Annotated in this window: 20 protein-coding genes and 2 pseudogenes; 14 read left to right on the forward strand and 8 right to left on the reverse strand. The window is 61.5% G+C overall.

Annotated elements, in window-relative coordinates:
* Positions 1-5: 5 nt before the first annotated feature.
* The gene (locus tag CO657_RS32200; RefSeq protein WP_097609954.1) at positions 6-1931 is read right to left on the reverse strand and encodes a DUF3604 domain-containing protein; all 1926 of its coding nucleotides are present in this window, start codon (positions 1929-1931) and stop codon (positions 6-8) included.
* 498 nt (positions 1932-2429) lie between these two features.
* Between CO657_RS32200 and CO657_RS32205 the strand changes: the two genes are divergently transcribed.
* The 8 genes from CO657_RS32205 to CO657_RS32240 all read left to right on the forward strand — a co-directional run bounded on the left by CO657_RS32205 (position 2430) and on the right by CO657_RS32240 (position 13765).
* Positions 2430-2807 (forward strand): hypothetical protein, encoded by a 378-nt coding sequence (locus tag CO657_RS32205; protein ID WP_054183988.1) that lies wholly within the window; start codon positions 2430-2432, stop codon positions 2805-2807.
* A gap of 211 nt (positions 2808-3018) precedes the next feature.
* The gene (locus CO657_RS32210; RefSeq protein ID WP_054183987.1) at positions 3019-4950 is read left to right on the forward strand and encodes a DUF4384 domain-containing protein; all 1932 of its coding nucleotides are present in this window, start codon (positions 3019-3021) and stop codon (positions 4948-4950) included.
* Between the two features lie 22 nt (positions 4951-4972).
* On the forward strand, positions 4973-6589 hold the full coding sequence (locus tag CO657_RS32215) for a caspase family protein (protein ID WP_054183986.1): 1617 nt from the start codon (positions 4973-4975) through the stop codon (positions 6587-6589).
* Positions 6586-9141, forward strand: a complete 2556-nt coding sequence (locus CO657_RS32220) for a trypsin-like serine protease (protein ID WP_054183985.1) — start codon at positions 6586-6588, stop codon at positions 9139-9141. Before CO657_RS32215 ends, CO657_RS32220 begins: the two co-directional genes overlap by 4 nt.
* Before the next feature lie 14 nt (positions 9142-9155).
* On the forward strand, positions 9156-10337 hold the full coding sequence (locus tag CO657_RS32225) for a serpin family protein (protein WP_054183984.1): 1182 nt from the start codon (positions 9156-9158) through the stop codon (positions 10335-10337).
* A 30-nt stretch (positions 10338-10367) separates the two neighbouring features.
* Positions 10368-12773 carry a protein kinase domain-containing protein gene (locus CO657_RS32230; RefSeq protein WP_054183983.1) on the forward strand — a complete coding sequence of 802 codons (2406 nt, stop codon included), beginning with the start codon at positions 10368-10370 and terminating at the stop codon, positions 12771-12773.
* Between the two features lie 228 nt (positions 12774-13001).
* Entirely contained in the window at positions 13002-13313 is a 312-nt protein-coding gene (locus CO657_RS32235) for a DUF982 domain-containing protein (RefSeq protein ID WP_003594936.1), read from the forward strand.
* 71 nt (positions 13314-13384) lie between these two features.
* Positions 13385-13765, forward strand: coding sequence for a pentapeptide repeat-containing protein (locus CO657_RS32240; RefSeq protein WP_054183982.1), 381 nt, complete (start codon positions 13385-13387; stop codon positions 13763-13765).
* A gap of 52 nt (positions 13766-13817) precedes the next feature.
* On the opposite strand, the gene CO657_RS32245 is transcribed toward CO657_RS32240, so the two are convergent.
* On the reverse strand, positions 13818-14294 hold the full coding sequence (locus CO657_RS32245; RefSeq protein ID WP_054184121.1) for an Lrp/AsnC family transcriptional regulator: 477 nt from the start codon (positions 14292-14294) through the stop codon (positions 13818-13820).
* 104 nt (positions 14295-14398) lie between these two features.
* On the opposite strand from CO657_RS32245, the gene CO657_RS32250 reads away from it, so the two are divergent.
* Entirely contained in the window at positions 14399-14932 is a 534-nt protein-coding gene (locus CO657_RS32250) for an RBBP9/YdeN family alpha/beta hydrolase (RefSeq protein WP_054183981.1), read from the forward strand.
* Positions 14933-14949: 17 nt separating this feature from the next.
* Here CO657_RS32250 and CO657_RS32255 read toward each other — a convergent pair whose 3' ends face one another.
* From CO657_RS32255 to CO657_RS32280, 5 genes are all read right to left on the reverse strand, one after another.
* A complete protein-coding gene (locus CO657_RS32255; protein WP_054183980.1) occupies positions 14950-15561 on the reverse strand; it encodes an ATP-dependent Clp protease proteolytic subunit in 612 nt (203 codons plus the stop codon).
* 45 nt (positions 15562-15606) lie between these two features.
* Positions 15607-15966: an SRPBCC family protein gene (locus CO657_RS32260; RefSeq protein ID WP_054183979.1), complete on the reverse strand. Its 360-nt coding sequence runs from the start codon at positions 15964-15966 to the stop codon at positions 15607-15609.
* Positions 15963-16277, reverse strand: coding sequence for an ArsR/SmtB family transcription factor (locus CO657_RS32265; RefSeq protein ID WP_012555415.1), 315 nt, complete (start codon positions 16275-16277; stop codon positions 15963-15965). The genes CO657_RS32260 and CO657_RS32265 overlap by 4 nt, the downstream gene beginning before the upstream one ends.
* Before the next feature lie 195 nt (positions 16278-16472).
* Complete coding sequence (locus CO657_RS32270; protein ID WP_054184120.1) at positions 16473-17234, reverse strand: hypothetical protein; 762 nt, start codon at positions 17232-17234, stop codon at positions 16473-16475.
* Positions 17235-17728: 494 nt separating this feature from the next.
* Positions 17729-17914 (reverse strand): 4-oxalocrotonate tautomerase, encoded by a 186-nt coding sequence (locus tag CO657_RS32280; protein WP_012555417.1) that lies wholly within the window; start codon positions 17912-17914, stop codon positions 17729-17731.
* A 123-nt stretch (positions 17915-18037) separates the two neighbouring features.
* On the opposite strand from CO657_RS32280, the gene CO657_RS32285 reads away from it, so the two are divergent.
* The 4 genes and pseudogenes from CO657_RS32285 to CO657_RS32300 all read left to right on the forward strand — a co-directional run bounded on the left by CO657_RS32285 (position 18038) and on the right by CO657_RS32300 (position 22153).
* The gene (locus tag CO657_RS32285) at positions 18038-18922 is read left to right on the forward strand and encodes a LysR family transcriptional regulator (RefSeq protein ID WP_054183978.1); all 885 of its coding nucleotides are present in this window, start codon (positions 18038-18040) and stop codon (positions 18920-18922) included.
* Between the two features lie 201 nt (positions 18923-19123).
* Positions 19124-19780: pseudogene (locus tag CO657_RS32290) on the forward strand (DUF938 domain-containing protein); the annotation flags it as partial.
* 223 nt (positions 19781-20003) lie between these two features.
* Positions 20004-21113, forward strand: coding sequence for a sulfite oxidase (locus tag CO657_RS32295; protein WP_281026231.1), 1110 nt, complete (start codon positions 20004-20006; stop codon positions 21111-21113).
* Positions 21114-21361: 248 nt separating this feature from the next.
* On the forward strand, positions 21362-22153 hold the full coding sequence (locus CO657_RS32300) for an SDR family NAD(P)-dependent oxidoreductase (protein WP_054184609.1): 792 nt from the start codon (positions 21362-21364) through the stop codon (positions 22151-22153).
* Positions 22154-22549: 396 nt separating this feature from the next.
* On the opposite strand, the pseudogene CO657_RS32305 reads toward CO657_RS32300, so the two are convergent.
* Positions 22550-22662: pseudogene (locus CO657_RS32305) on the reverse strand (SDR family oxidoreductase); the annotation flags it as partial.
* 132 nt (positions 22663-22794) lie between these two features.
* On the opposite strand from CO657_RS32305, the gene CO657_RS32310 reads away from it, so the two are divergent.
* Positions 22795-23241: a hypothetical protein gene (locus tag CO657_RS32310; protein WP_054184607.1), complete on the forward strand. Its 447-nt coding sequence runs from the start codon at positions 22795-22797 to the stop codon at positions 23239-23241.
* Positions 23242-23383 lie beyond the last annotated feature (142 nt).

Raw genomic sequence — 23383 nt, forward strand, 5'->3', positions numbered from 1 at the left:
TCGTGTCAGGGCGTATACCAGATCGGCGAGGTATAGGCGCGTTCGGTCACGGTCATCGATGTGCCCTCCAGCGGCTTGTTGCCAAACCGCTTCACGTCATAGGCAGTCCATCGCGGCGTCGGGATCTCGATAACCCGCCCGTAATAGAAGGCCTTCAGCGTCGGATCGAAGTCCGGGTCCGTCCAGACGGCGATCAGTTCAGGAGCGCCGATCGTATTAGTCCAGGTGGCGTTCCCGATGTCGACCGTGCTGCCGACCGACGGCAGCTTTCCATCGGCGCCGGGCTTGCGGTCGCCGGCCCAGGCGACATCATAGATCTGTTCATGGGTGTCGCCTTTGTCGTCCAACCACCCCTTGACGATCTGATAGCGATCGAGATTGGCCCCGATCGGATCCTTCAGCGCCGCGACCAGGAATGTCGGCACCTTGCCGTCAGGCGCCTTGGTCAGGTCGCCGCCCATCGGCACGCCCTTGTCGTAGCCGATCGCTCCGGGATTGCGGGTCTCGGCGTCGGCCGGCGCGAAATCCCAGCCGCCGAAGAAGCGCACCATCATGCGCGATCCCGTTGTGCCATAGGTCTCCTTGCGCTGCATCGCGTCCCAAATGGATTCACGCGTATTCTCCGTTGCCCAGACGGCGGCGTAACCTGAGGCGCCGACCTCCCAGTCCATCACCGTGATCCCGGTCTTGTCGTCCTTGACGAAGGTCGCGGTCAGGCGCTCGGGGCTCGGCTCCTGCGGCGTCGTCTTGCCGAAGAAGTTCTCCTCTTCCATGGCCGAGAGGCCGGTGTGGGCATCCGAACTGCCGACGAGGCCGAACTTGTAGGGGTTGGTGCCGAGCTGGGCTTCCAGCTTCAGGCCGTTGCGAAGGGCCGAGCGGGTATATTCGAACTCGAGCATGTCAGGCGTCTTTTTCACACTCGCGTCAAGATTGCCGAAATCCCAGATTTCGAAATCGGCGAACTCGTCATTCGGAGACAGCGCCGGATGGGCTTCGCCCGTCCCCTTCGTCTGGGTCGTCTCGTAGAGCCGCTCCCACCTTGCGCGCTCCTCCACATAGTCCTTGTCCACCGGCTTGTTGGTGAAGGATTCGATCAACGGGAACATGCGGCCGTTGGACAGGTTGCCATTATGTGCGATGGCGAGCACATTGCCGCCGGTCTTCTCCTCATAGGCCTGCATCCACTTCCACAGGTCGCGGGGATTGTCGCTGCCGAGCGGCTTCAGCGTCGTGTAGGGCAACACTTGCTCGGCCTTGTCAGCATTGTCGCGGAAAATGACGTTGCGGTGCAGGTTGTTGCCTGCCGTGTTCGATGTCCACTCATAGCCGATGAAGGCCGTGAAACGGCCCGGATCGTTATATTCCTCGGCCGCCTTGATCGTGTCCTGCCAGGCGTTCTTGTAGGGACGCGTGTCCCGCCCGTAGATCATCGACTGCGGCAACGTGCCCTTGCCGAAGGCGAAGATGATCTCCAGCGCCGCCTTGCCCCCTTGCCCGTTTTTGATTTCCTCGTACCAGGTCTTGGCCTGCGGATCGGCGATCACCTCCGGCTTGCCGGCGAAGAGGTCGGTGAACATCCCCATATTGTCCGAGTGGTCGGCGACAACCAGGAAATCGAGCGGACGCGACAGCTTTGCCGGTTGACCGCTCGACGCCATGACCTCCTCTCCGCGCGCGAAGCGGTAGGCGTCGCGCGGCGTCAACCGTGCGCCGAATGCGCCGGCGTCGAACGAAGCACCCGTGTGCAGGTGCGTATCGCCAAACAGCGGCCGAGTGGGGAAGTTGCGCCCGGCATAGGGCGAGTAGACCGGCTTGCCGGCGAACGCCTTGTCGGCCTTCTCAGGCGTCAGCGTGCCGATATCGCCGCCCTCTGCCGAATAGCTTGCCGGAGCAATGAACGACGCCGCAAGCGAAGCCGCCGCGATAGCCATGAAACGGGACTTCATCATATTTTCCTCCCCCTGGAATTATGCAAAAGCCGAACATTTCTACAATGACATGGACTGGCGAGCCCTCTCGTGTCCTTGATACAAATCAAAGCCAGGAACGCCGGCCTGTTGCCGGCGCAACGGCGCCAACCATGCCCTTTGGCTGCCGGCCTCACCTGCTTCCTTCCAGCTATATTGTTAAGAAGCGGAGGGATAAGCTAGACGACAATTTTGATTAGAAAATTCTACCTGATGACACCGACTAATCCCCGGGAGAATACTATCCCTGCGAACATCGTTTCGATCCGATGTGCTTGTCTGCGATGACGCCGGCCAAAGCCGGCGCCAGCGGAATGTGCGATCTGTCCGGCGAACGCTCCCAAGCCTATTTCACCCCTCCCAACCAATTGGCAGTGAGCGCCGTTGCCATCTTTCCGGCCTCTGCCTATTGTCCGCAAGCATGTCGCGCGCGGTAGCGCCCATAAGACGGATGTGACGACGATGACGAAATCCCGGCTCATACCCCTGTCGATCGGCCTGCTGCTGGCGCTGCAGATGCCTCAGCTTGGCCATGCCGGCCCGGCCGAGGATGCGCTGGCGGCTCGCAACCCCGCGCTGGCGGCGCTGCGCCAGCATGACGAAAAGGCCTTTGCCGCAGCGACTGCGATCATCGCAGAACACGAAAGCGCCAAGGGGCTGACACCCGGTCAAGACAAACTCCCGGACGCGACCTCGCCCGGCCGCGACATGGGCTCGGGCCCCGGCAAGGAATTCGCGGTCGATAACCCGGATATTCTCTGGCTCTATAATTCCTCGCCCGAAGGGATGAGCGACCTGATCTCGATTTTGAAATCAGCCGGGCAGAAACCCAAGAACTAAACGCAGGCCCAAAGTCGAAAAGACGAGATCCGGTGGCGGATATTGCCGATCCAGAGTCTTGCGCACGTCTTTTCCGGGACGGTTTCTTCGCGGCTCCAAATAATTTGTAACCCTCCCTCAAGCAAGACAGGCAAAGCCATCCCAATTTCGCCGGTCGGTGCTATTCTCATCTTCAACACAGTGTGAGATTGTTCGAAGAGGAGGTTTTCCCATGTCGCACCGCAAAGCCATCCTAGCCGCAGCCACCTTTCTCTCGTTCTTTGCGGTGGTTCCCGCCGTCGAGGCGCAGAACGAACGCACACTGACCGAAGCGCCGGCCCAGACCGGTCCCGTCAGCATCACCTTCGATCGCGCCGAGGCCAAATACGCCATCGGCGAAGTCGTCGGCCTGTTCATCCAGTCGACGGAGAACAGCTATGTCACGGTGCTCAACGTCTCGCCGAACGGCTCCGTCATCAAGCTTTTCCCGAATAAATATCAGACCGATGCCCTCGTCGGGCCCGGCAAGCGCGTGCAGGTGCCGGATCCGGCCAGCGGCGCCCGGCTGCAGGTCTCAGGCCCGGTGGGTCAGGAGCAGATCAAGGTCTTCTATTCCTCCAAGCCGCTGACCATCTTTGCCGATCTCGGCGGCAGCGGCAGCGGCATGTTCCGCTCGGTCGACGGCGGCATGGATGCCGTGTCCCGCAGCCTGGAAGAGGCCCGCAGCCTCGGCACCAAGATCAGCAGCAAGACGCTGATGCTGACGACGGTCGACAGCCCGGCGGCGCTGCCGCCCGCGGCCACCCCGCCCGTCGCAGCCGCCCCCGCAGCAAAACCGGTCGAACAGGCAGCCAAGCCGCCGAAACCGGCAGCCGCTCCGAAGCCGAAACCGGTGATCAAACAGGAAGCCGCCAAGAAGCCGGAAACGGTCGACAAACCGAAGGCAGCGCCAAAGCCGGTCGCGCCGAAGCCTGTGGAGCAGGCCGCGCAACAGCCGCCGAAGAAATACAAGATCGTCACCAATCTGGCGCCCGGCCAGGAGCTTGCCGCCGACGAGCTGCAATTGATCGGCCCCGCCGACGCCACCTCGTCCACTCGGCCAACGCAGTATAAGCAGCCGACCCAGTCCTCCCAGACGAAGATGCCGAAGCTGCCGATGCCGCAGCTGAAGATGCCGCAATTCAAACTTCCCGGCGGCTTCAGCATCAAGATGCCGCAGCTCAACCTCGGCCGCTCGGCCGAACCCAGCCAGGCCGGCGAGGAAATCGAAGTGGCGAATGCCGATACACCTCAATGCACCGCTCTTCTCGACAAGCTGAACACCGCCGTCGCCGCCAAGGATATCAATGCCGCCGCCTCCGAGGCCGATGCGATCGCCGTCAGCGCCGAATGCGGCCAGTTCCAGGTCAATGCCCAGCGCCGCGTTGCAGCCCTCAGGCTTTCCGCCGCCCAGGAGATGATGGCCGCCAACCAGCCGGTCGCCGATTACGAGCCGCTGCTGGTCGCCGCCGACAGTCCGCAGGTGCTCTGGCAGGCCTCCGCCACGCTCGGCGAGATCTATTTCTCCGCCCGCCGCTTTGCCGATGCCGCCGCCGATTACCAGCAGGCGATCGAGATCATCAAGAACGAGACCCGCACGCCGAAGGCGCCGCCGGCCGACACGATCTCCGATCTCATCCAGCGCGCCGCCCAGGCCCGCATCCTGGCCGCCAATCCGACGAGCGACAACCCTGAAGGCAGCTTCGTGCCGGCCGAGAAGGACCACCGCAGCGGCGTGCTCGGCGGCATCTATTCCGAAAATGTCCGCGGCATCGTGCCGGTCTCCATTCCGGTGCCGATCACCTTCGACTTCGACAAGTCGAGCTTCACCTCGATCGGCACCGAGGCCGCCGAGGAATTGCTGGAGGCGCTGAAGGAGCAGAAGCCCGGCCGCATCATCCTGATCGGCCACACCGACCGGCGCGGCGGCGACGACTATAATCAGAAGCTCTCCGAACGCCGCGCCCAGGCGGTGGCCGATTTCCTGAAGAGCCACGGCATCGATGCCTCGATCGACGCCGAAGGCCGCGGCGCCTCCGAGCCGGTGGATGTGACGGCAACGGCAAACCTCACCGAAGACGATGTCGACGCGCTGAACCGCCGCGTCGAATGGCGCCGCGAATAGCCGGGGCGAGGGGAGTTTGGCCATGTCCGCATCCGTTTCCATGGCCGCCGCATTCGCCCTCCTCAGCCTGGCGGCGACAGAGACCCTGGCAAAAACCATCGAGGCGCCGGAGCGCGGCGCCGTCCGGGCGGTGCTGATCGGCATCGATCTTTACCGCAACGTTCCGCCGCTGCACGGCGCCGTCGCCGATGCCGAGGACCTTTCCCTTTCCCTGCGTTCGGTCGGCGTCGAGGACATGACGCTGTTGAAAAACGGCGAGGCCGACCGCGAGGGCATCTTCCATGCGATCGAAGCCGTGACGGAACGGGCAGGGACCGGCGATCTTGTCGTGCTCGGCATTGCCGGTCACGGCTCCAGCGAGCCGGAGCGCGTCAAGGGCTCGAAACCGAGCGGCCGCGACGAAGTCTATGTGCTCGCCGGCTTCGATACCCGCCTGCCCGGATCGCGCGAGCGCATCTTCGGCGACGAGTTCAAGGTGCTGATCCACAAGCTGGAGGCCAAGGGCGCCGATGTCGTCTTCATCGCCGATACCTGCCATGCCGGCGGCATGACCCGCGATGTCGATCCGCGCGGCGCCGAGATCACCTGGCGCCAGGCGCCGTCCTATACGATCGAGGAGGACGACCTCGCGCCGATCTCGACGACGGCGGATGCACTTTCCACCGGCTTCGATTTCAAGCGGCTGACCTTCCTTGCCGCCGTCGACGACAACACCAAATCGCCCGAAATCTCCATTCCCGGCATCCCGCAGAAACGCGGCGCGCTGAGTTATGCCACCGCCCGCGCCTTCGAAGGGGCGGCCGACCGCAACGGCGACGGCGCCGTCAGCCGTCGCGAACTCTTCGAATATGTGCGCCAGGCGGTCTATCAGTTCACCGACCAGCGGCAGAATATCTTCACCCAAAGCCCGCCCGGAACCGATCTCGATCGCGCCGTCGTTTATGATTACCAGGGGGCGGGGGCACAGGCGGCGGCGGAGAAATCAAGCGTTCCGCCGCCCGCCGAGCCCGCGCCGATCAGCGTTGCCGCGCTCGGCGCCGAGCCGGTGCTGCAGGGCATCGAGCCGGCCGTCACGCCGTTCAAGCTGACGGATGGCGCCAAGGCCGAACTGGTCTTCGATCCCGAAAAGCACGAGGCGATTGCCGGCGGCGATGTCGTCGCCTCCGGCATCGGCGCCGGCGACATGCCTTTCGTCGTCGACCGGATGGCCGCGCTCGACACGCTAAAGCGGCTGTCGGAGGTCAATCCGCAGACCGTGCGGGTGACGCCCTCCGATACCGTCCATCGCGAGGGCGAGCGCGTCGGCGTCACGGTCTCCGATCTATCCAGCCGCAAGCTCGTGCTCTTCGACGTCACCGGCGATGGCACCGTGCAGTTCCTCTATCCCGCCGAGAAAGATGCCGAGGCTGAGATGCCGGCGAATTTCGACCTCGATCTGTCCGTCGTCGCCCCTTTCGGCACCGATCTGCTCGTCGCCGTCACCTCCGAAACCCCGATGCCCGAACTCGTCGAGTTCCTGAAGCAGAACGATAGGCGCCGCACCGCCGGCAATATCGCCAGGCGGCTCGGCGACGTCCTGCCCGAGGGCGCCCGCGTCGGCTTTACCGTCCTCTATACCTCCGCTGGAGCCAAGCTATGAGCGCGTCGATCAGCAGCATCCTCAACGTTGCGGCCGTCATGCTTCTGCTGGCCTCACCGGTCCTTGCCCAGCAGGATACCGATTTTGCCGGCGAAGATGGCGGCCGTGTCATCGGCGGCCAGGCGGCGAAGAAGGGCCAATGGCCCTGGCAGGTAAAAATCCTGGCGCCCGATCCCGAACAGCGCGGCCGCTTCGGCGGCCATTGCGGCGGCTCGCTGATCGCGCCGCGCTGGATCCTGACCGCCGCCCATTGCGTCACCAGCGGCCGCTCCGGCAAGCAGGATCTCTTCGCCCGCGACCTGTTGATCGTCGAGGGCAAGTCGAAGATCGACAAGGTCATCTCCGTCGACGGGCCGGATAAACCCGGCCTTGCCGTCGAAGACGTCGTCATTCATGAGGATTTCGACCGCAAGGTCTTCGCCAACGACATCGCCCTGATCAAACTGGCCGAGCCCGCCGTCTCCAGGCCGGCCATTCTCGCCTCGGCCTCCGATGACGAGGTGGAGGCGGCCGGCCACAAGGCCGTCGTCACCGGCTGGGGCTACACCAAGGCCGATCATGGCTGGGACGACAAATACCTGCCGACAGAGCTGCAGGAAGTCGAGCTGCCGATCGTCCCGCGTGAGGATTGCCGTGCGGCCTATCGCGACAGCTCGATGCGGATGAACCCGATCGACGAGCGCAATGTCTGCGCCGGTTATGCCGAAGGCGGCAAGGATGCCTGCCAGGGCGACAGCGGCGGGCCGCTGGTGGCCCAGCGTTCCGACAAAAGCTGGGTCCAGCTCGGCATCGTCAGCTGGGGCGCAGGCTGCGCCGAGGCCGAACATTACGGCGTCTATACCCGCGTCGCCGCCTTCCGCGACTGGATCGCCGCCAAGACCGATGGCGACGTGCCGAATGTCGAAACGCCGGCCAGCGATCAGGTCGCCTCGACCACCACCGGCCCCGGGACCAAGCTCAGGCAATCCGGCCAGAAACTGGCCAATCTCGCCATCACCACCCCGCCCGCCGGCGATACCGCCCCTGCCACCACGAGCCAAACACCCGACGCATCAGCCGTCGAACCCGCGCCGGCTGACAAGCCTGCCGCCGGGGAACCCACCGTCCAGCCGCCCGCCATCGAGACGCCCGCTGTCCAGGCCCCCGATGGCCAAACGCCCGGCATCCAAAGCTCTCCCGGCGATCGCGCGCTGCTGATCGGCATCGACGATTACGAGATGCGCGAGGCAAAACTCACCGGCTCCGCCAGCGACGTCAAGGCGATGCAGCTCTTCCTGGTGAAGACGCTCGCCTACCGCCCGGAACAGATCCACACGCTGACCAACCGCAAGGCGAGCCGCGAGGCGATCCTAGCCGAAATCGACGACTGGCTGGTGCGCCAGTCGACGCCTGGCAGCCGGGTCTTCCTCTATTTCAGCGGCCAGGGCTCGGAGGAAATGGGCGCCGAGGCGACGACCAGCCCGACGCTTGTCGCGGCCGACGCCAAGCTGGTGCGCGAGGCCGGCAAGGTGACGGTCACCAACCAGATCCGCGAGACGGAAATTGCCGCACGGCTGAACAGCCTCAAGGACCGCCGCGTCACGCTGCTGATCGATGCCTGCCATGTCGGGCCCGGCAGCCGCAGCGCGGTGGCGGCACCAAGCGGCGGCAACGTGCGTTGCCTCGGTCCGGCGCTGGCAGCACTCGAAACGCCGAACAAATCGGGCAAGGAGGCGAAATTCTCCTTCGGCGGCGAAAACGCCATGGTCTGGTCGGCGGTCAATTCAGGCCAATGGGCGCTCGTCGACCGCGAGGCCAAGCCGCCGGTTGGCGTCTTCACCCGCCGCTTCATCGAAGGCGTCGAGGATGGGGTGGCGCGTGCCGCCGATAAGCCGAATGTCAGCAATGCCGCCCTGCTCGATTATGTCCGGCGCAAATCCGACGAATATTGCCGGACGCATGCCGACGATTGCCGCTTCACCCCGGTGCCGCAATTTTATGGCCAGCCGGATGCGCTCGGCCGCGATGTCATCACCGGCGAGGAGGCGAAAACCCCCGTCGCCGCCGTCGAGAATACTTTGAAGACCGACAATGAGGCGGGCGTCGCCGTCGACGTGCTGCCCGGCACCTCGGTCGGCATCGGCGACAAGGTGGCGATGCGGGTCTCCACAAAGAAGTCCGGTTACCTGATCCTCGTCGATATCGACGCCTCCGGCAAGCTGACCCAGCTTTACCCGAACAAGCGCTCGATGGGGCTGAAGCCGACAGCCAAGAGCGGCGACAACCGGCTCGATCCCGCCCGGCCGGTCGTCGTGCCCGATGCGCGCAATCCCTATACCGGTTTCGAATATGTGGTGGAGGGACCTTCAGGCGTCGGCATGGTCGTCGCCATCCTCAGCGACAAGCCGATCGAAGTACTCGACCTGCCGGATGTGCCGACGCCGCTGGTCGGCCAGCGTGCCGCCTTCAACTATGTCTATGATCTCGCCCGAACATTGAGGATCGTCGGCGACGACGACACCGGCGCGCAGGGCAAATGGTCGTTCGATTCCAAATTCTATCGCATCCGCTGAAGAGGAGGGAACCCATGCCGAAATCCACTCTGCTGGCGGGTCTTGCCGCTTCGCTGATGACGCTTGCCCCAGCCCATGCCGACAACACCGGCGACAACAAAACGATACTCGCCGCGCAGGCGGGGCTTGCCGCCGAGCTCATCGAGCGCACGCTGGCAAAGGAGGGTGCAGCCAATATCATGGTGTCGCCGGCAAGCCTTGCCGCAGCCCTCGGCCTTGCCAGCCTCGGCGCCTCTGCTGAAGGCAAGGCCGCGATCGCCAAGGGCCTCGGTTTCGGCAGCGAGGTGAAGGGACCGGAGACGGTGCTTGGTGCGATGACCCCGGAGAAGCCGGCAGCGGCGGATGCGCCTCTGGCGACGGCGGTTGCCATCGTCTTTGACGACAAGCTGGTGCTCGTCCCCGACGCGCTGTCCATGCTCGCCGCCCACCGGATCAAACCATCAATCGAAGATCTCGACGGGCCGAACTCGGTCGAGCATATCAACGGCTGGGTCAAGGAGACGACGCGGGGCGCCATTCCCGTCATGCTCGACGCGCCGCCCGGCGGCGGCTTCGTCAGCCTGGGCGCACTGTCCTTCAAGGCGCGCTGGAAGACCTCCTTCGAGAAAGAAAGCCCGGCAAGCCCCTTTCAGCGGCCTGATGGTTCGACGATTTCGGTGCCGATGATGCATCTCGCAGGCGATGGGCAGAAATTCCGCTTCGACGAGAAATTCGCGGCCGTCGATCTTGCCTATGCCGGCGAAAGCTACAGCATGGTCGTGGTGGCGGCGCGCTCCGGCAAGGGTGTCGGCGGCGCCGACCTGAAGGCCTTGACCTCCTGGCTGCAGGGGGAAAAATTCGAACCTGCCAAGGGTGAAATCTTCCTGCCCCGCTTTTCCCTGAGCGACGGGCGTGATTTGATGCCGGTGCTCAATCAGATGGGCTTGGCGGCCGGAAAGGCCAAGGATGCGGCTTTCCCGGGTTTCACCAAGGAAAACATTCGCTTGTCGCGCGTTCTTCAGAAGACGATGCTCAAGCTCGACGAAAACGGCACGGAGGCAGCGGCAGCCACGGCAGTAATCACCGAACGCAGCATCGATCCGAAGCTCGTTCGCGTCGTTGCCGATGCCCGTTTTGCCTTTGCGCTGAGAGATACAAGAACCGGCCTGCTGCTCGCCGCAGGCCTGATCGGCGATCCGCTTCTGGCCGGTGAATAGAAATGCCAATGATTGCAGGGGGACACGTGCATGAGAAGTGATCTGATCGCCCGCTACACGATCGGCGAGCCGGTCTATGAGAACGAGTTCATCGTCTATCCCGCTCAGGACAAGCGGATGGACCATGCGGTCTTCATTGTCGCCCCCGATGTGGCGTTGAAACTGGACAAGGCGCGTTTCGAGCGGGTCTGGACCTCGATCAACGAGGCGAAATCGCTGACCGCACGGCGCTTCGTCGAAATCGAGGACCTGATCCCGCCATCGCCGGAAGACGACAATTTCTACATCGTCGAGAAGCGGCCGTCGAAAACGCTGCACCAGTATCTCGACGAAACGGAAATGGTGGCCTACGAGCGCGCCGCCGAAATCGGCCGCCACATCCTTGAGGGCCTGGCGACGCTGCACGGCGCCGGTTACGCCCACAATGCGCTGACGGATCAGTGCATCTACGTCTCCGAGGATTATTCCGGCCTGTCGGTCCGGATCGGCAACCTGCACCTGATCTCGAAGATCGGCGAGCACATCATCCCGCCCTATGTGCCGGAGTTCGGGGCGCCGGAGATCTATGCCAGCGGCACCTTCTCCGCCTCATCAGCTCTCGACATCTACGCCATGGGCATGATCGCCTACAAGCTCTTCCTGCCGCGCCAGACCTATAACAGCGTCTTCGACAGCGTCATGGTCTGGGAAGACGAGCACCAGCGCGAGCAGAGCTGGAAGAACATCCATCTCGATCCCTCCAATATCTTTCCCCGCCTCGACGTGCTGATCCCCGGCTTTCCCGAAGGTCTTGCAAGCCTGATTGAAAGGATGCTGAGCCGCGACCCGGCCCAGCGCCCGCGCACCGGCGCCGATGCGCTCGGCGAATACACAAGGGTGACGACAGGCATCCAGCCGATGTCCTGGGATCCGCGCGGCGGCATGCCGCAGCAGCCGGAGGCGGCGAAACCGAAAAAATGGACGCCCGTCAAAATCTCGATGATCGCAGCGCTGCTGTTGATCTGCATCGGCGTCGGCGTCGTCACGATCCCGAAACTGTTGCGCCCGGATCCGAAACTCGTCGCCGATGTCGGCACCTGGAAGAAGGAAGCCGAAAGCCGCAAACAGAAGGCAATCGCCGCCAAGGCGCCGGAACGCCCGGCCAGCGACCAGGCCAAGCTTTCCTACGACACCGGTGCGGCGGCGCTGACCTCCGCCGATGCGCTGCTCAAGGACGAGGACTATGAAAAAGCCCTTCCGGGCTATCAGTCTGCCGCCATCAATCTCGGCAATGCGCTGATCGCCATTTCGAAGGAGAGTGCCGAGAAGGCGAAAGCGTCAGCCTCGGCTGCCGGCGGCGACAAGGCGCCGAGTTTCGCCGAGGCCGACGCCAAGATGAAGGCCGCCGCCGACAGCGCCGCCGCCAAACAGATGCACGGCGCCATCGACAATTACGATGCCTCGAAAACCGCTTTCGATGATCTCGCCAAGGCGCTGACCACGCTGGCGGCGGCCGAAAAGAACGCAACGGCAAAACGCGAGACCGTCAATCGCATCGGCGCCGGCGATAGTCCCGACGTCGCCAAGGCGAGCGGCCTGATGACCGATGCCAAGGCCAAGGCTGAGCAATGGCAGATGCCGGCGGCGACCTCGGGCTATGGCGACGCCGCCAAACTTTTCGACGCCCTCATCGCCGACGTCATGGCGTCGAAGGACGAGGCAACGGCGCTGAAGCAGAAGGTCGCCGATCTCAACGCCTCGATCACCACCCGCGCCGGCGCGGCCGATCCGACGCTTGCCGCACTCGCGCCGAAAATCGGCGAGGCCGATGGCCGCTATAGCGCCGAGGCCTATAAGCTCGCCGTCGTCGCCTACAAACCGATCCTTGCCGATCTCGAGGCGCTGTCGGCGCGCGGTTTCTGCCCGGTTTCGCCGACCCTTGCCTTCGAGCAAGTGCCGGCGGGAAGTTATTCGCTGGAGAATGTTCGGCTGATGACCGCCTCGATGAAGGAGCTCGGCGGCATGCTCGGCGTCGCCAATGGCGCCGTGAAGGTCGAAAAATCCTTCTGCATGCAGGCAAAGGCCGTCACCCGCGCCGAGATGGCGGCCTATTACACCGCCAACTCCGATCCCGCTAGCGCCCAGGCATACAGCGACAACCCCGAGCTGCCGGCCGACGACGTGCCGCTCGCCGTGGCGCAGAACTATACCGCCTGGCTGTCGAAACAGTTGAACGCCCCGGTCCACCTGCCGTCGGCAACCGAATGGATGGCCAGTGCGACAAAGATGGAAACGGAAAAACTGCCCGACAATGGCGACATCCTCCTGCAATGGAGCGCCACGCCCTGCGAAGCCGGCGGCAACGTCGCCTTCATGGCGCAGGAAGGCTCGACCTTCGTCGTTTGCTCGGACGCTTCAGCCGGCGGCATCTTCCGGGTGACCGCGGAATTGCGGTGACTGTACCGAAGGGTTGAGATCGAAAAGGAAGAAATCCCGCATGCCTCAATCGGTGCAACACTTGTCCACGCAGCGCTTGAACATGAGGTCGCAGAGCGCCCTTTTTCTTCATTCGGCAGCCTCGCGCTCAAGCGGTACAATTCAAGAAATTTCAATTCCACCTTTCATAAAATGCGCGTATATTAAAAGTGGGGATTGCAGTATTCCCGCCTTGAGGGGTCGAGGATAATGTGCTGGAACACATCAGCAGCATTCACGCCGGTCGGTTTTGCTTTGCGAGGTCCGGCATCTCGTAAGATCGTATGGACGCTTGGAGACGCGGCGCGTCTCCTGATGAACGATTGGCCTTGCGATGACGGCGAGGAATATGTGGCGGCCGTGAAAGCCTGCGTCGACGCAATCAGCGGGAAAATTGCCCCGGAACAATTCCGGGAAGCGCTTCTGCGTGCGGCCGAAGAGGCTGGTATCGCCGCTCTCTGTCTCGTCCCGCAGGGCGTCGCAGCGCGGCGGCCGGACCTGCCGTCGAAGGCGCAAAGATAGTCCGAATTTCGAGAAGCTAACGTAGGTTGGCGCCATAAGCGATCATTGCCGGCATCGCAGAGGAAACGACAATGAGCGATCACCAGGAACACAACCCATTTGATGGCCCTCAGATGCAGGGAATGCATTACGAACGCGCCGATATGGCAGGCACTAATTTCGATGGCGTAAACCTCGCAGACGCACAGTTTTACGCTGTTTTGACCAAGGCAAAATTCACCGACAGCAATTTAAGTGAAGCGGTTTTTGACGATATCAGCCTTGCGGATGCGCGCTTTAACAACGTCAATCTGTCTGGAGCCGCCATCACCAATGCAAATCTATCGCGATTGACAATAAGCGGCGCCACCTTAGCAGGTTCAGACATCAAAGATGCTGATTTTACTGGGATGCGGATCAATGGCGTTCTCGTAACCGATCTACTCATGGCCTATGAAAAGGCGAAAACCTGACTTATGCAGCATTCCGGCCTTCCTAAAAGCATTGGAAGAACCCATCACAAAACTATCCCTTTATCATAAGCTCACGCCCGATACGTTTGGTGGGCTCGCTGCGTAACACGATCGCCGTGGTGACCGAGCCGTACCGCGCAACAGCATCGACGATGCTTTCCAGCTCTGCTGGCGACGGCACGATCACTTTCAGATGGAAGCAGTCCTCTCCTGTCAGCCTAAGGACCTCGATAACCTGCGGCATCTCTGAAAACTGCTTGAGGCAGGTTTTGATGTATTCGTGTGTGGTGCGCAGGCGAACGATCGCCATCATTCCAAGCCCTACCGCGGCAGGATCGATAAGAGCCCGATAACCGCTGATGACCCCACGTTCTTCGAGCCGCTTCAGACGTTCTGACGTTGCGGGTTGAGAGAGGCCGACCCTTCTCCCCAGTTCGGAAACGCTGATGCGGCCATCATCCTGCAAGATTTCGATCATGGAGATGTCGGTCGGATCGAACGCAGCGTGAGTATCGAATTGTTTCGCCATTGACTTTAAATCCATCGGAACAGGGGCGCCTTTTCCGATGAATGCCAATTTATTCTGCCTGCGTAAACAATCATCCTTGGCGGAGAACGACCAAGAGGTGAAGCATGACTGAAATCATTCATCTGCCGGGTATCGGCAATTCCGGCGATCTCCATTGGCACACCCTTTGGGAGAAGGCCGATCCGTCGATATGCCGTTTTGCCCCTTCGAGTTGGGACGAGCCAGATCTATCAGACTGGATCGCAGCGCTGGATCAGGCCGTGCAATCCACGCATACGCCACCGGTTCTGGTGGCTCATAGCCTGGCCTGCCTGCTCGTGGCGCATTGGCACCAGATGTCCGACTTGCCGATCAAGGGTGCAATGTTGGTCGCTGTCCCTGATCCGGCGTCTCCGGCTTTCCCCACTCAGGCATCAAGTTTTGCACGGCCACCCGAGAAGAAATTCCGATTTCCTTCTCTCATCGTGGCAAGTACCGATGATCCCTATGGTTCGTTGCCGTATGCCCAAATGCGAGCGGAGCAATGGGGCAGCGAGTTGAAAACGATCGGCGCGGCCGGCCACATCAACGGTCAAAGCAAACTGGGTGATTGGTCAGAGGGTCTGGCGCATCTGAGGGACTTCGCAAGCCGCGTGTAGGCCGTGCGCGGCCATCCTTACTGATCGGCCGGGACTTCGCGGAGCTGCATGATCTTGTCGATCAAGCCCCATTCCAATGCTTCTTGCGACGTCATGAAGCGGTCGCGGTCCATAGCGCTTTCAAAATCCTCATAGGAGCGCCCGCAATGTTCCGCGTAGAGCCGTGTCATACGCTGCTTTGTTTTCAAGATTTCCTCGGCGTGGATTTGCATATCGGTCGCCTGCCCCTGAAAACCGCCCGATGGCTGGTGGATCAGGATGCTTGCATTTGGCAGGGCGGCCCGCTCACCCGGCTCGCCCGCCATCAGGAGAAACGATCCCATGGAGCGCGCCGTGCCCATGCAGAGCGTGTGAACCGGCGCGCGGATGTAGCGCATGGTGTCGTACATGGCGAGGCCGCTGGTCACGACGCCGCCCGGCGAATTGATATAGAGGTAGATGGGCTTTTTGGGGTTTTCTGCTTCCAAGAACAGGAGCTGTGCGCAGACGAGGGCCGAAACGGTGTCGTTCACCTCGCCATTGAGGAAGACAATCCGCTCGCGCAGAAGCCGGGAATAAATATCGAATGATCGTTCTCCCCGGCTGGACTGTTCTACGACCATAGGGACGAGCTGCATCGCTTCGCGCATCGGCGACCTCCAAACTTCCAGAGTTTTAGGGTGAGGCTCGCCGCGTCAGGCGGCGAGCATGAGGAGCGGGCTGTTGCTGTTCGCCGGCGCTCTTGCCATTCCGTCGAATCTTACATCCGTCAGTTCGTGGACGATCCGAAGGCAGGTTCCGCCCGTCGCGTTCGGTGTGATCGTGAACGTCACGGTGCTTTCAAGGAATGGCGGGCTGTCGTCGCGCAGCTTGTAGCGGACCTCTTCGCCAGGAGTGACGGCGATCGCATCGGGATCGGCCAATGCCTCCTTTGGCAGCCACCTTTCGCGAAATTCGGGCATACTGATAGCGCGCCAGACCTTTTGCGGCGGATCGACCAAGTCAAATTCCAGCTCGATGCCGCTATCCTGCTCTTCGGTCTTTTCTTCGTTCATTGATCCATGTCCTTCAGCAAGACCTTGAGAGCTGCGATGCGGTCGGGCCAATAGGCGCGATACTTCGCCAGCCATTGAGCGATGAGAGCAAGCCCCTCCGGATCGACTTCGTAGTTCACGAAACGCCCCTGCCGTTGTTCCCTCACGAGCTTTGCACTCCGCAGAACCGCAAGGTGTTGCGACATTGCCGGCTGGCTGATCTCCATGCCGTTGCGCAAGGCGCTGGCGTTCATGCTCCCCGCCGCCAGCTTCTCAAAGATCGCACGGCGGGTCGGGTCCGCCAAAGCCCGAAAAAAGTCATTCTCGATCATGCCGACACATAAGCACACACTTATCTGATTCGCAAGCCTGTTTTCGAGACGACTTTCTACACAATCGCCGTGGTGACCGAGCCGTAGCGGGCAAACAGCATCGCCGATGCCCGTCAGCCTGAGGACTTCGATAAGAGGGCATCGCGTTGTTTTCCCGGTAAACAACGCCGATGAAAAAACAGAGGAAGAAAGTGTTTATTCCTCCGCATTGGCTAGCCAGATGCGCAATTGGCCGACGGGTTTGAAACCCAGCTCTGTCATTTCGTTTAGCGCTTTACCGCTATCATATCCGACAAGAGGCAAATCGGCTGCAAAAGCGATGGCAGCCACTGAGATTGCATCCCGGAAGGCCTGCGGCGTACCGCTCAAGCTAAAGATATTGGAGATACCGACAACCGCGGGCGATCGATTTGCGATGCATCCCGCATCAAAGCCGTCGCCGGCCAATCGACCATAGATATGCATGTCGGGATCGGAAAGCAGGGCAGGCGTGAAGACGTTGGCATCGGTCGGGCTACCAGACTCTTTCCACGAACGTTCCCAGCGATCCAGCGCTGCCGCATCGCGAACGCGTACCCAGCCTTGAGGCACACGCGATGAACTTTTCTGAGGTTCAGCCCAAATCCATGATGCGGAAAACAACAACCGGAACCCGCTGTTGCTGAGATCCAGCCTGGAAAAGCCGTCTTTGATACCAGGCCGCCATCCTAGCCGATCTGTCAGCCGATCGATTTCAATCAGTTGCTCCTCAGTTGCATCTGGGTCGAGGGTCGTCATGTTGGAATAGTATGGAGGTGCGGCTGCATCACTTGACCAAAATGCGCTGGTTCGCTGATCGGGCAATCCGTGGGCACGGAATATTGCCTGATACAGGTCGGCATTGTTAGCGGCACAAAGGCGCACTTTTTCCTCATCTGAGCGTTCTTGGATGCCGCTTTGTAAAGAGCTATGTGTCATAGGAAACCTGTTGATCAGAGCGGCGAACACCTAGCCGGTACATTTCGCGATAAACAGTTGAACGGCTAAGGCCAAGTTGTTTCGCATCTTCCGAAAGGCGGCAAAGCTGCTCGGGCCGCTTCGCGCCAGCAGCAGACGTCCATGGGATAGACTAATCGTTGTTGGTGCCGAGGCTGCGGCCCCCTCATCCGACCCTTCGGGCCACCTTCTCCCCGAGGGGAGAAGAGGGAGCAAGGCGCGCCGACCTTGCTCGAACGCACCCGCCTGTTTAATGGCACTTCGTTCAATAGGGTCGGTGCCGAAGCGGCGTTCTCCCCTCTTCTCCCCAGCGGGGAGAAGGTGGCCCGAAGGGTCGGATGAGGGGGCACACGGCACGCCTTTCACTTATCGCCCTTCGCTCCATTCATCGCTTTGCCGCGTGCCGGCGCCCTGCCCAATAGCATGGCGGCGTCCCGCAACTCGAACCTTCGATGCTGCGGGTCATCTCTCAGCTCTCAGCCGTCAGATTTCAACTTGCCGCCGACCGCCCAGGAATCCTTGGCGATCTCCGTTATCAGAATTTCCACCGATTCCGGCGGGCACGCCAGCGTTTCGACGGCGGCCTTGGTCGCCTCGCGGGCGAAGGCGCGTTTCTGATCGTCGGTGCGGCCGGGATGCATCTGCAGGTGAAGAATGGGCATGTTTTCTCCTTGGTCATGTTGGCAATCCGTCGCCGTTGGCGCGGCATAACCACCATGTTGCAAATACTGAGGTTGATAAATAAGCTCCTGGTATCGTCATTCGAAACCTAGAGGTAGGCAATCATGGACAAGCTGGCCGGCATGGCGATGTTCGTCCGGGTCATCGACAATGGCAGTTTCGCGGCCGCCGCGGAGACCGCGCAAGTGTCGCCTGCCATGGTAGCCAAGCACATCAAGACCATCGAGATCCGGCTCGGGGCCAAGCTGATCCATCGCACCACGCGACGCCATCAGCTCACGGAGGTTGGCCAGCTCTATTACGAGCGCTGCAAACGCGCGCTTTCCGAAGTGGCGCTGGCCGAGGCTTCGGCGAGCGAGCTGCAATCGGCGCCGCGCGGCCGACTTCGGTTGGTGGCACCCGTCAGCTTCGGGACGCAGATCCTGGTGCCGGCGCTGATCGATTACCAGAACGCCTATCCCGACGTCAGCATCGAGCTGTCGCTCGACAATAATGTCCACGATCTCGTCGGCGAGGGGTTCGAGCTCGGCATCCACATCGGCCCGTTATCCGACGACAGCCTGGTCGCCCGCCCACTCACGCCCTACCGGCGGATTCTCGCTGCCTCGCCGGATTACCTTGCCCGCCATGGCCGCCCGGTCTCGCCCGAGGCTCTGACCAACCATCTCTGCCTCGGCCACTCCTATTGGCGCATGCAGGATCGCTGGCACCTTGTCGGACCGGGAGGCGAACTGCGTGATGTGTTGATTTCCGGAAAATTCTCCACCAACCAGGGGGCGGCACTGCGCATGGCCGCGCTCAGCGGCGCAGGAATCGTTCTCCAGCCGGAACTGCTGCTCGCCGCCGATATCGCCGAAGGACGGCTTGAACAGGTGCTGCCGGACTGGTCCTACAAGCCTGTTCCGATGTCCCTCGTCTATGCGCCGAACCGCCGGCCGACAGCGATGCTGCGGACGGTGATCGATTTCCTGGTGGAACGGTTTAGCTGATGACCGCCTCGACGAAGGAACTCGGCGTTGCCAACATACGCGCAATCGAACTCAAGCCGCTGGAGTGTTTCGCGGCAGCTGGCCGTCCGGGAACAAATGATATTCGTATCTTTTGGGCCCTGGTGAAGCCGTCCAAGCCGTAGCAAGGGAGGAGTTCAATCTATAAGGTGGCAGACATCGCCCAAAGGGGATTCAAGGCCAATGCCCCCAGAGAAGAAGGACCGTTCGCCTGTTGCGCTGGAACAGCGCGATATAAGCGCCGACCAGCGCATGTTCTCACCTTCCGCTGCGCGAAATTCGGCGCCGATCCTCGCGGTCCTAAAACGTGTCCTTCCAACACGTGGCGCCGTGCTGGAGATTGGATGCGGGACCGGCGAGCACGCCGTGTGTTTTGCGGGAGCAATGCCCGACCTCACTTGGCAGCCGAGCGATCCGGATGCCGACGCCCGCACCAGCACGTCTAGCTGGATCAAATTTGCAGGGCTGAAGAATGTGCTGGCACCGCGGGATATTGATGTGTGCTCAGGACAATGGGGCGTCGAACAAACCGGGCATTTTGACGCCATCGTGTCGATCAATATGATCCATATCGCGCCATGGGCGGCAAGCTTAGGATTGTTCGCAGGAGCTGGCCGTTTGCTTCACGCTGGTGGGCTTCTTCTTCTCTACGGCCCATTCATGCGCGACGGGGCACACAACGCCCCCTCGAACGCTGCTTTCGACGCGGCTCTAAGGGAGCGTAACCCATCCTGGGGTGTGCGTGATATCGCTGATCTTGAACAAATGGGTGAGGCCGCTGGGCTTAATCTCCGCGAGACGATCGAGATGCCCACCAACAATATGTTGCTGGTCTTCTCCGGCGTAGTGCCCGAACGACAAGCGGGCGCGAAAGAGACGTGGGCCTATAGCAGCACTCGGGCCCTTTGCTGCCGTTCGAGGTCGATCCGAGGAACGTGCGGTATGTGCTAGGATGGGGCCGAAGACGGAACGCGACAGACGCACTGCGAGGGGCGGTGTGATCGAACCGGAATTCGCGCGACCGAGTGCCAACATTGTGCTCTTGGAAGGGGAGACAAGGACGATGCCGACACCAGAGCTACCCAGTCTAATAGTTCGACAGAAATCCCCACCAAACATCGAGTTTCCGTTTGCGTCACTTTCCGATTGGCTGATCCCAACCGAGCTGTTCTTCGTGCGAAACCATTTCCCATCGCCGGACCTCGATGCGCGAGATTGGAGATTACGCGTTGGCGGGGCGGTGGAGCGGCCGATCGAACTTGACCTCGACAGCATCAAGGCGATGCGGAGCACGACGTTCACTGCCGTCGTCGAGTGCGCAGGCAACGGGCGCGTCTACTATGTGCCGCCGAGGGAGGGGTTGCAGTGGCAGAACGGAGCCGTCGGCAATGCTGCGTGGACAGGTGTTCCTCTGCGCGAGATTTTGGAAATGGCCGGCGTTAAGCGAACCGCATGTGAAGTTCTGCTCGCAGGCGCCGACAGCGGCGTCGTCGACACGAACAAGAAAACGGCTTCTCCCGGCCCGATCGCTTTTGCGCGCAGTTTACCGCTTGAGAAGGCCATCGCTGACAGCACGATCCTTGCCTATTCAATGGACGAGGAGCCGTTGACACCTGATCACGGCTACCCGCTACGCGCGGTCGTGGGTGGCTGGTTCGGCATGGCTTGGGTCAAGTGGATCACGCATATCACGGTTGTGGAGCAACCGTTCCTTGGCTACTGGCAGGCGCGCGACTATTTCCGTTGGGAGCGCAGCCTCGGGGAACCCAGGCTGGTCCCCCTTGCGGAGATGGAAGTCAAAGCGCAGATCGCGCGTCCCGTGCAGGGGGCGCGTCTCATCGCCGGCCAACCGTATCGGATTTTCGGAGCCGCCTGGAGCGGAGAGTCTGCTATCCGGCAGGTGCAGGTCTGCACCGGAGATGGCAGGGGCTGGCGCGAGGGAAGGCTCCTCGAAACAGAACGTCCCTTTGCATGGCGCTTGTGGGAGTACATGTGGACCCCTGAAGACGTGGGGCCATATATACTGCGATGTCGCGCGATCGATGGGGCCGGGTGCGTGCAGCCCGACCTCCCGCATTCCGACTGCGAGAGCTATGCGGCCAATTGGATCGTTCCGGTGGAGGTTACGGTCGTTCCCGAGCCACAGACCTACGAGGAGGAATTCGTGATCTAATCCACCCGCATGGGGCGGAATGGCGGCTTTTGGCCCAACGGCGACCCGCGTTGTCACTGCGCCATAGCCGCTTTGCAGCAACGGCGGCCGGTGGCTCGACGACCGCTATGACGGCGCTTATCGGACGCGGTCAAAGGCGAAGCAGACCATCGATTTCCAGGCATTCGATCGGGTATCGACGTTGCGGGCTGTTGCGAGACCGACCGCCAGTTCATACGTTCTAATCCAACCTCACAAGGAGCAGCAGAATGCAGATCGACCTCGCAGGCAAGACCGCTCTTATTACTGGATCGACCGAAGGTATCGGCTACGCGATCGCCCGCCAGCTCGCGAGGGCTGGCGCGGACGTGGTGATCAACGGACGGTCCGAAGAAAAGACCGCAAATGCCGCCGAACGCCTGAAAGCCGAAGGTGCCGGCGGCACCGTAGCCGCCGTCGCAGCCGATGTCGCAACCGCTGAAGGGTGTGATGCTCTCGTCGCCAAGGTTCCTCATGTGGACATCCTCATCAACAACGCGGGCATTTTTCAGCCGCTCGACTTCTTCGAGGCGAACGACGAGGTGTGGGATCGCCACTGGCAGGTAAATGTCATGTCGGCCGTCAGGCTTTCGCGTGCCTACCTTCCGGGCATGCAGAAGGTCGACTGGGGTCGTGTCATCTTCATCGCTTCGGAATCCGGGTTTAACATTCCGGTGGAGATGATTCACTACGGCGTCAGCAAGACCGCCGATATCGCGGTTGCCCGCGGGCTCGCCAAGCGCATGGCTGGTACGGGCGTTACCGTGAACTCGGTCCTCCCCGGCCCAACACTATCCGAAGGTGTCGAGGCGATGCTTGCCGAAGAGCGTGCGAAGACGGGCAAGCCGATCGAGGAGGTCGCGGCAGACTTCGTCAAGAAGCATCGTGGCAGTTCGATCATCCAGCGAGCTGCAAGCGTCGAGGAAATCGCCAACCTCGTAACCTATCTGGCGTCGCCTTTGGCATCCGCGACGACCGGGGCTTCCATGCGCGTGGACGGAGGACTGATCGACTCGCTCTGAGGTGATCCCTTGCCTGCTCGTCGTGATTGCCGGCCTGCGAAAGTCGGAGCACTACCGGGGCAGCGTTGGCGTGTCGATTGGATGACCGCAAATCGTGTCCAGATGCACTAACGTCAAAACGAACGGAAGTCTGCTCTGCGGCAATGGCAAGGTCTGCCATTGCGGCTGATAAGGAGGCGGCGAAGCTGTCTTTCAATAAATTTGATGATCGCTTCGCGCCACACCCGGCGGACTATCTCCGCGGAAAGTGCCCGGAAACGGGCACACCCATTGTTCTCCAGGTCATGCTGATAGAAATCGTGGATAGCCATCGCATTTGCCGGTGATGTAAGGTGATCCTAAACTAGGGAAATTGTCGTTTTCCTCTGGATGAGACTTGCGCTGCCTCCACCTGCCGGCGGCGGACCATCCACCGCCACCAGCAGGTTCGCACCGGTGATCAGGCTCACAGCCGGCGATGCCAGGAAGACCACGGCGCCCACCACATCATCGGTTTCACCGATCCCGCCAAACGATCCTGCAGCTCAATAGATGGACTATTAACTTCGAAATAACTCAGGCGGTGCAAGTCCATGGCAGCGGAGCCAATTGATCGTATGATTGCCGTATTGCCGAAGACGGCTTAGCTTGGGAACGGACCCGTGCGTGTTCGCATTATCTGTGTGCTGATTCTGTCCATCGCGTTTGGGCTCTTCATGCCTGTGGTGATGGAGTTTGGCCGGGCGCTTTACGTAGACGACGACTTCGGAGCACTCGCTTCACCTGATCTCGTTTTTCTCGCCTTTTCGGTCATCCCAGGCATTCTCGCGGCAGCGGGCCTTTGGCTGGCGGATGTTCGGCAGCGCAGGTTGCCGTTGCTCGCCTTGCCGCTCGGTATCCTCATGTCGATCGGTGTGGGCTATGGCAGCACGGCCTTCGCGTTTCGCAACGCGATGGGCCGCTACGACATCCTGACCAACGACTGCTATTACACAAACGCCTTGGCTTTTCAGGGCAGGACCGGAATCTTCATTTCATGGGGCGGACGAACGGCTTTTCATCCACTCGAAAAAGTTCGATCGATGAATCCCGTACCAGCCGGAGCCTAGTCAGCAATCGCCAGCGGGACGCGATGAGCCACCTTTATGTGCCGGTGCGGAGGCACCGGCTGAAGCTCGACGGCAAACGCGCGTGCCGGCCGTGCGCGCCACCGGGCTGGCGACGCGCAACAGCGATGGCTGGCAGCTCGCA

It is taken from the genome of Rhizobium acidisoli (assembly GCF_002531755.2).
Lineage (GTDB): Bacteria > Pseudomonadota > Alphaproteobacteria > Rhizobiales > Rhizobiaceae > Rhizobium > Rhizobium acidisoli.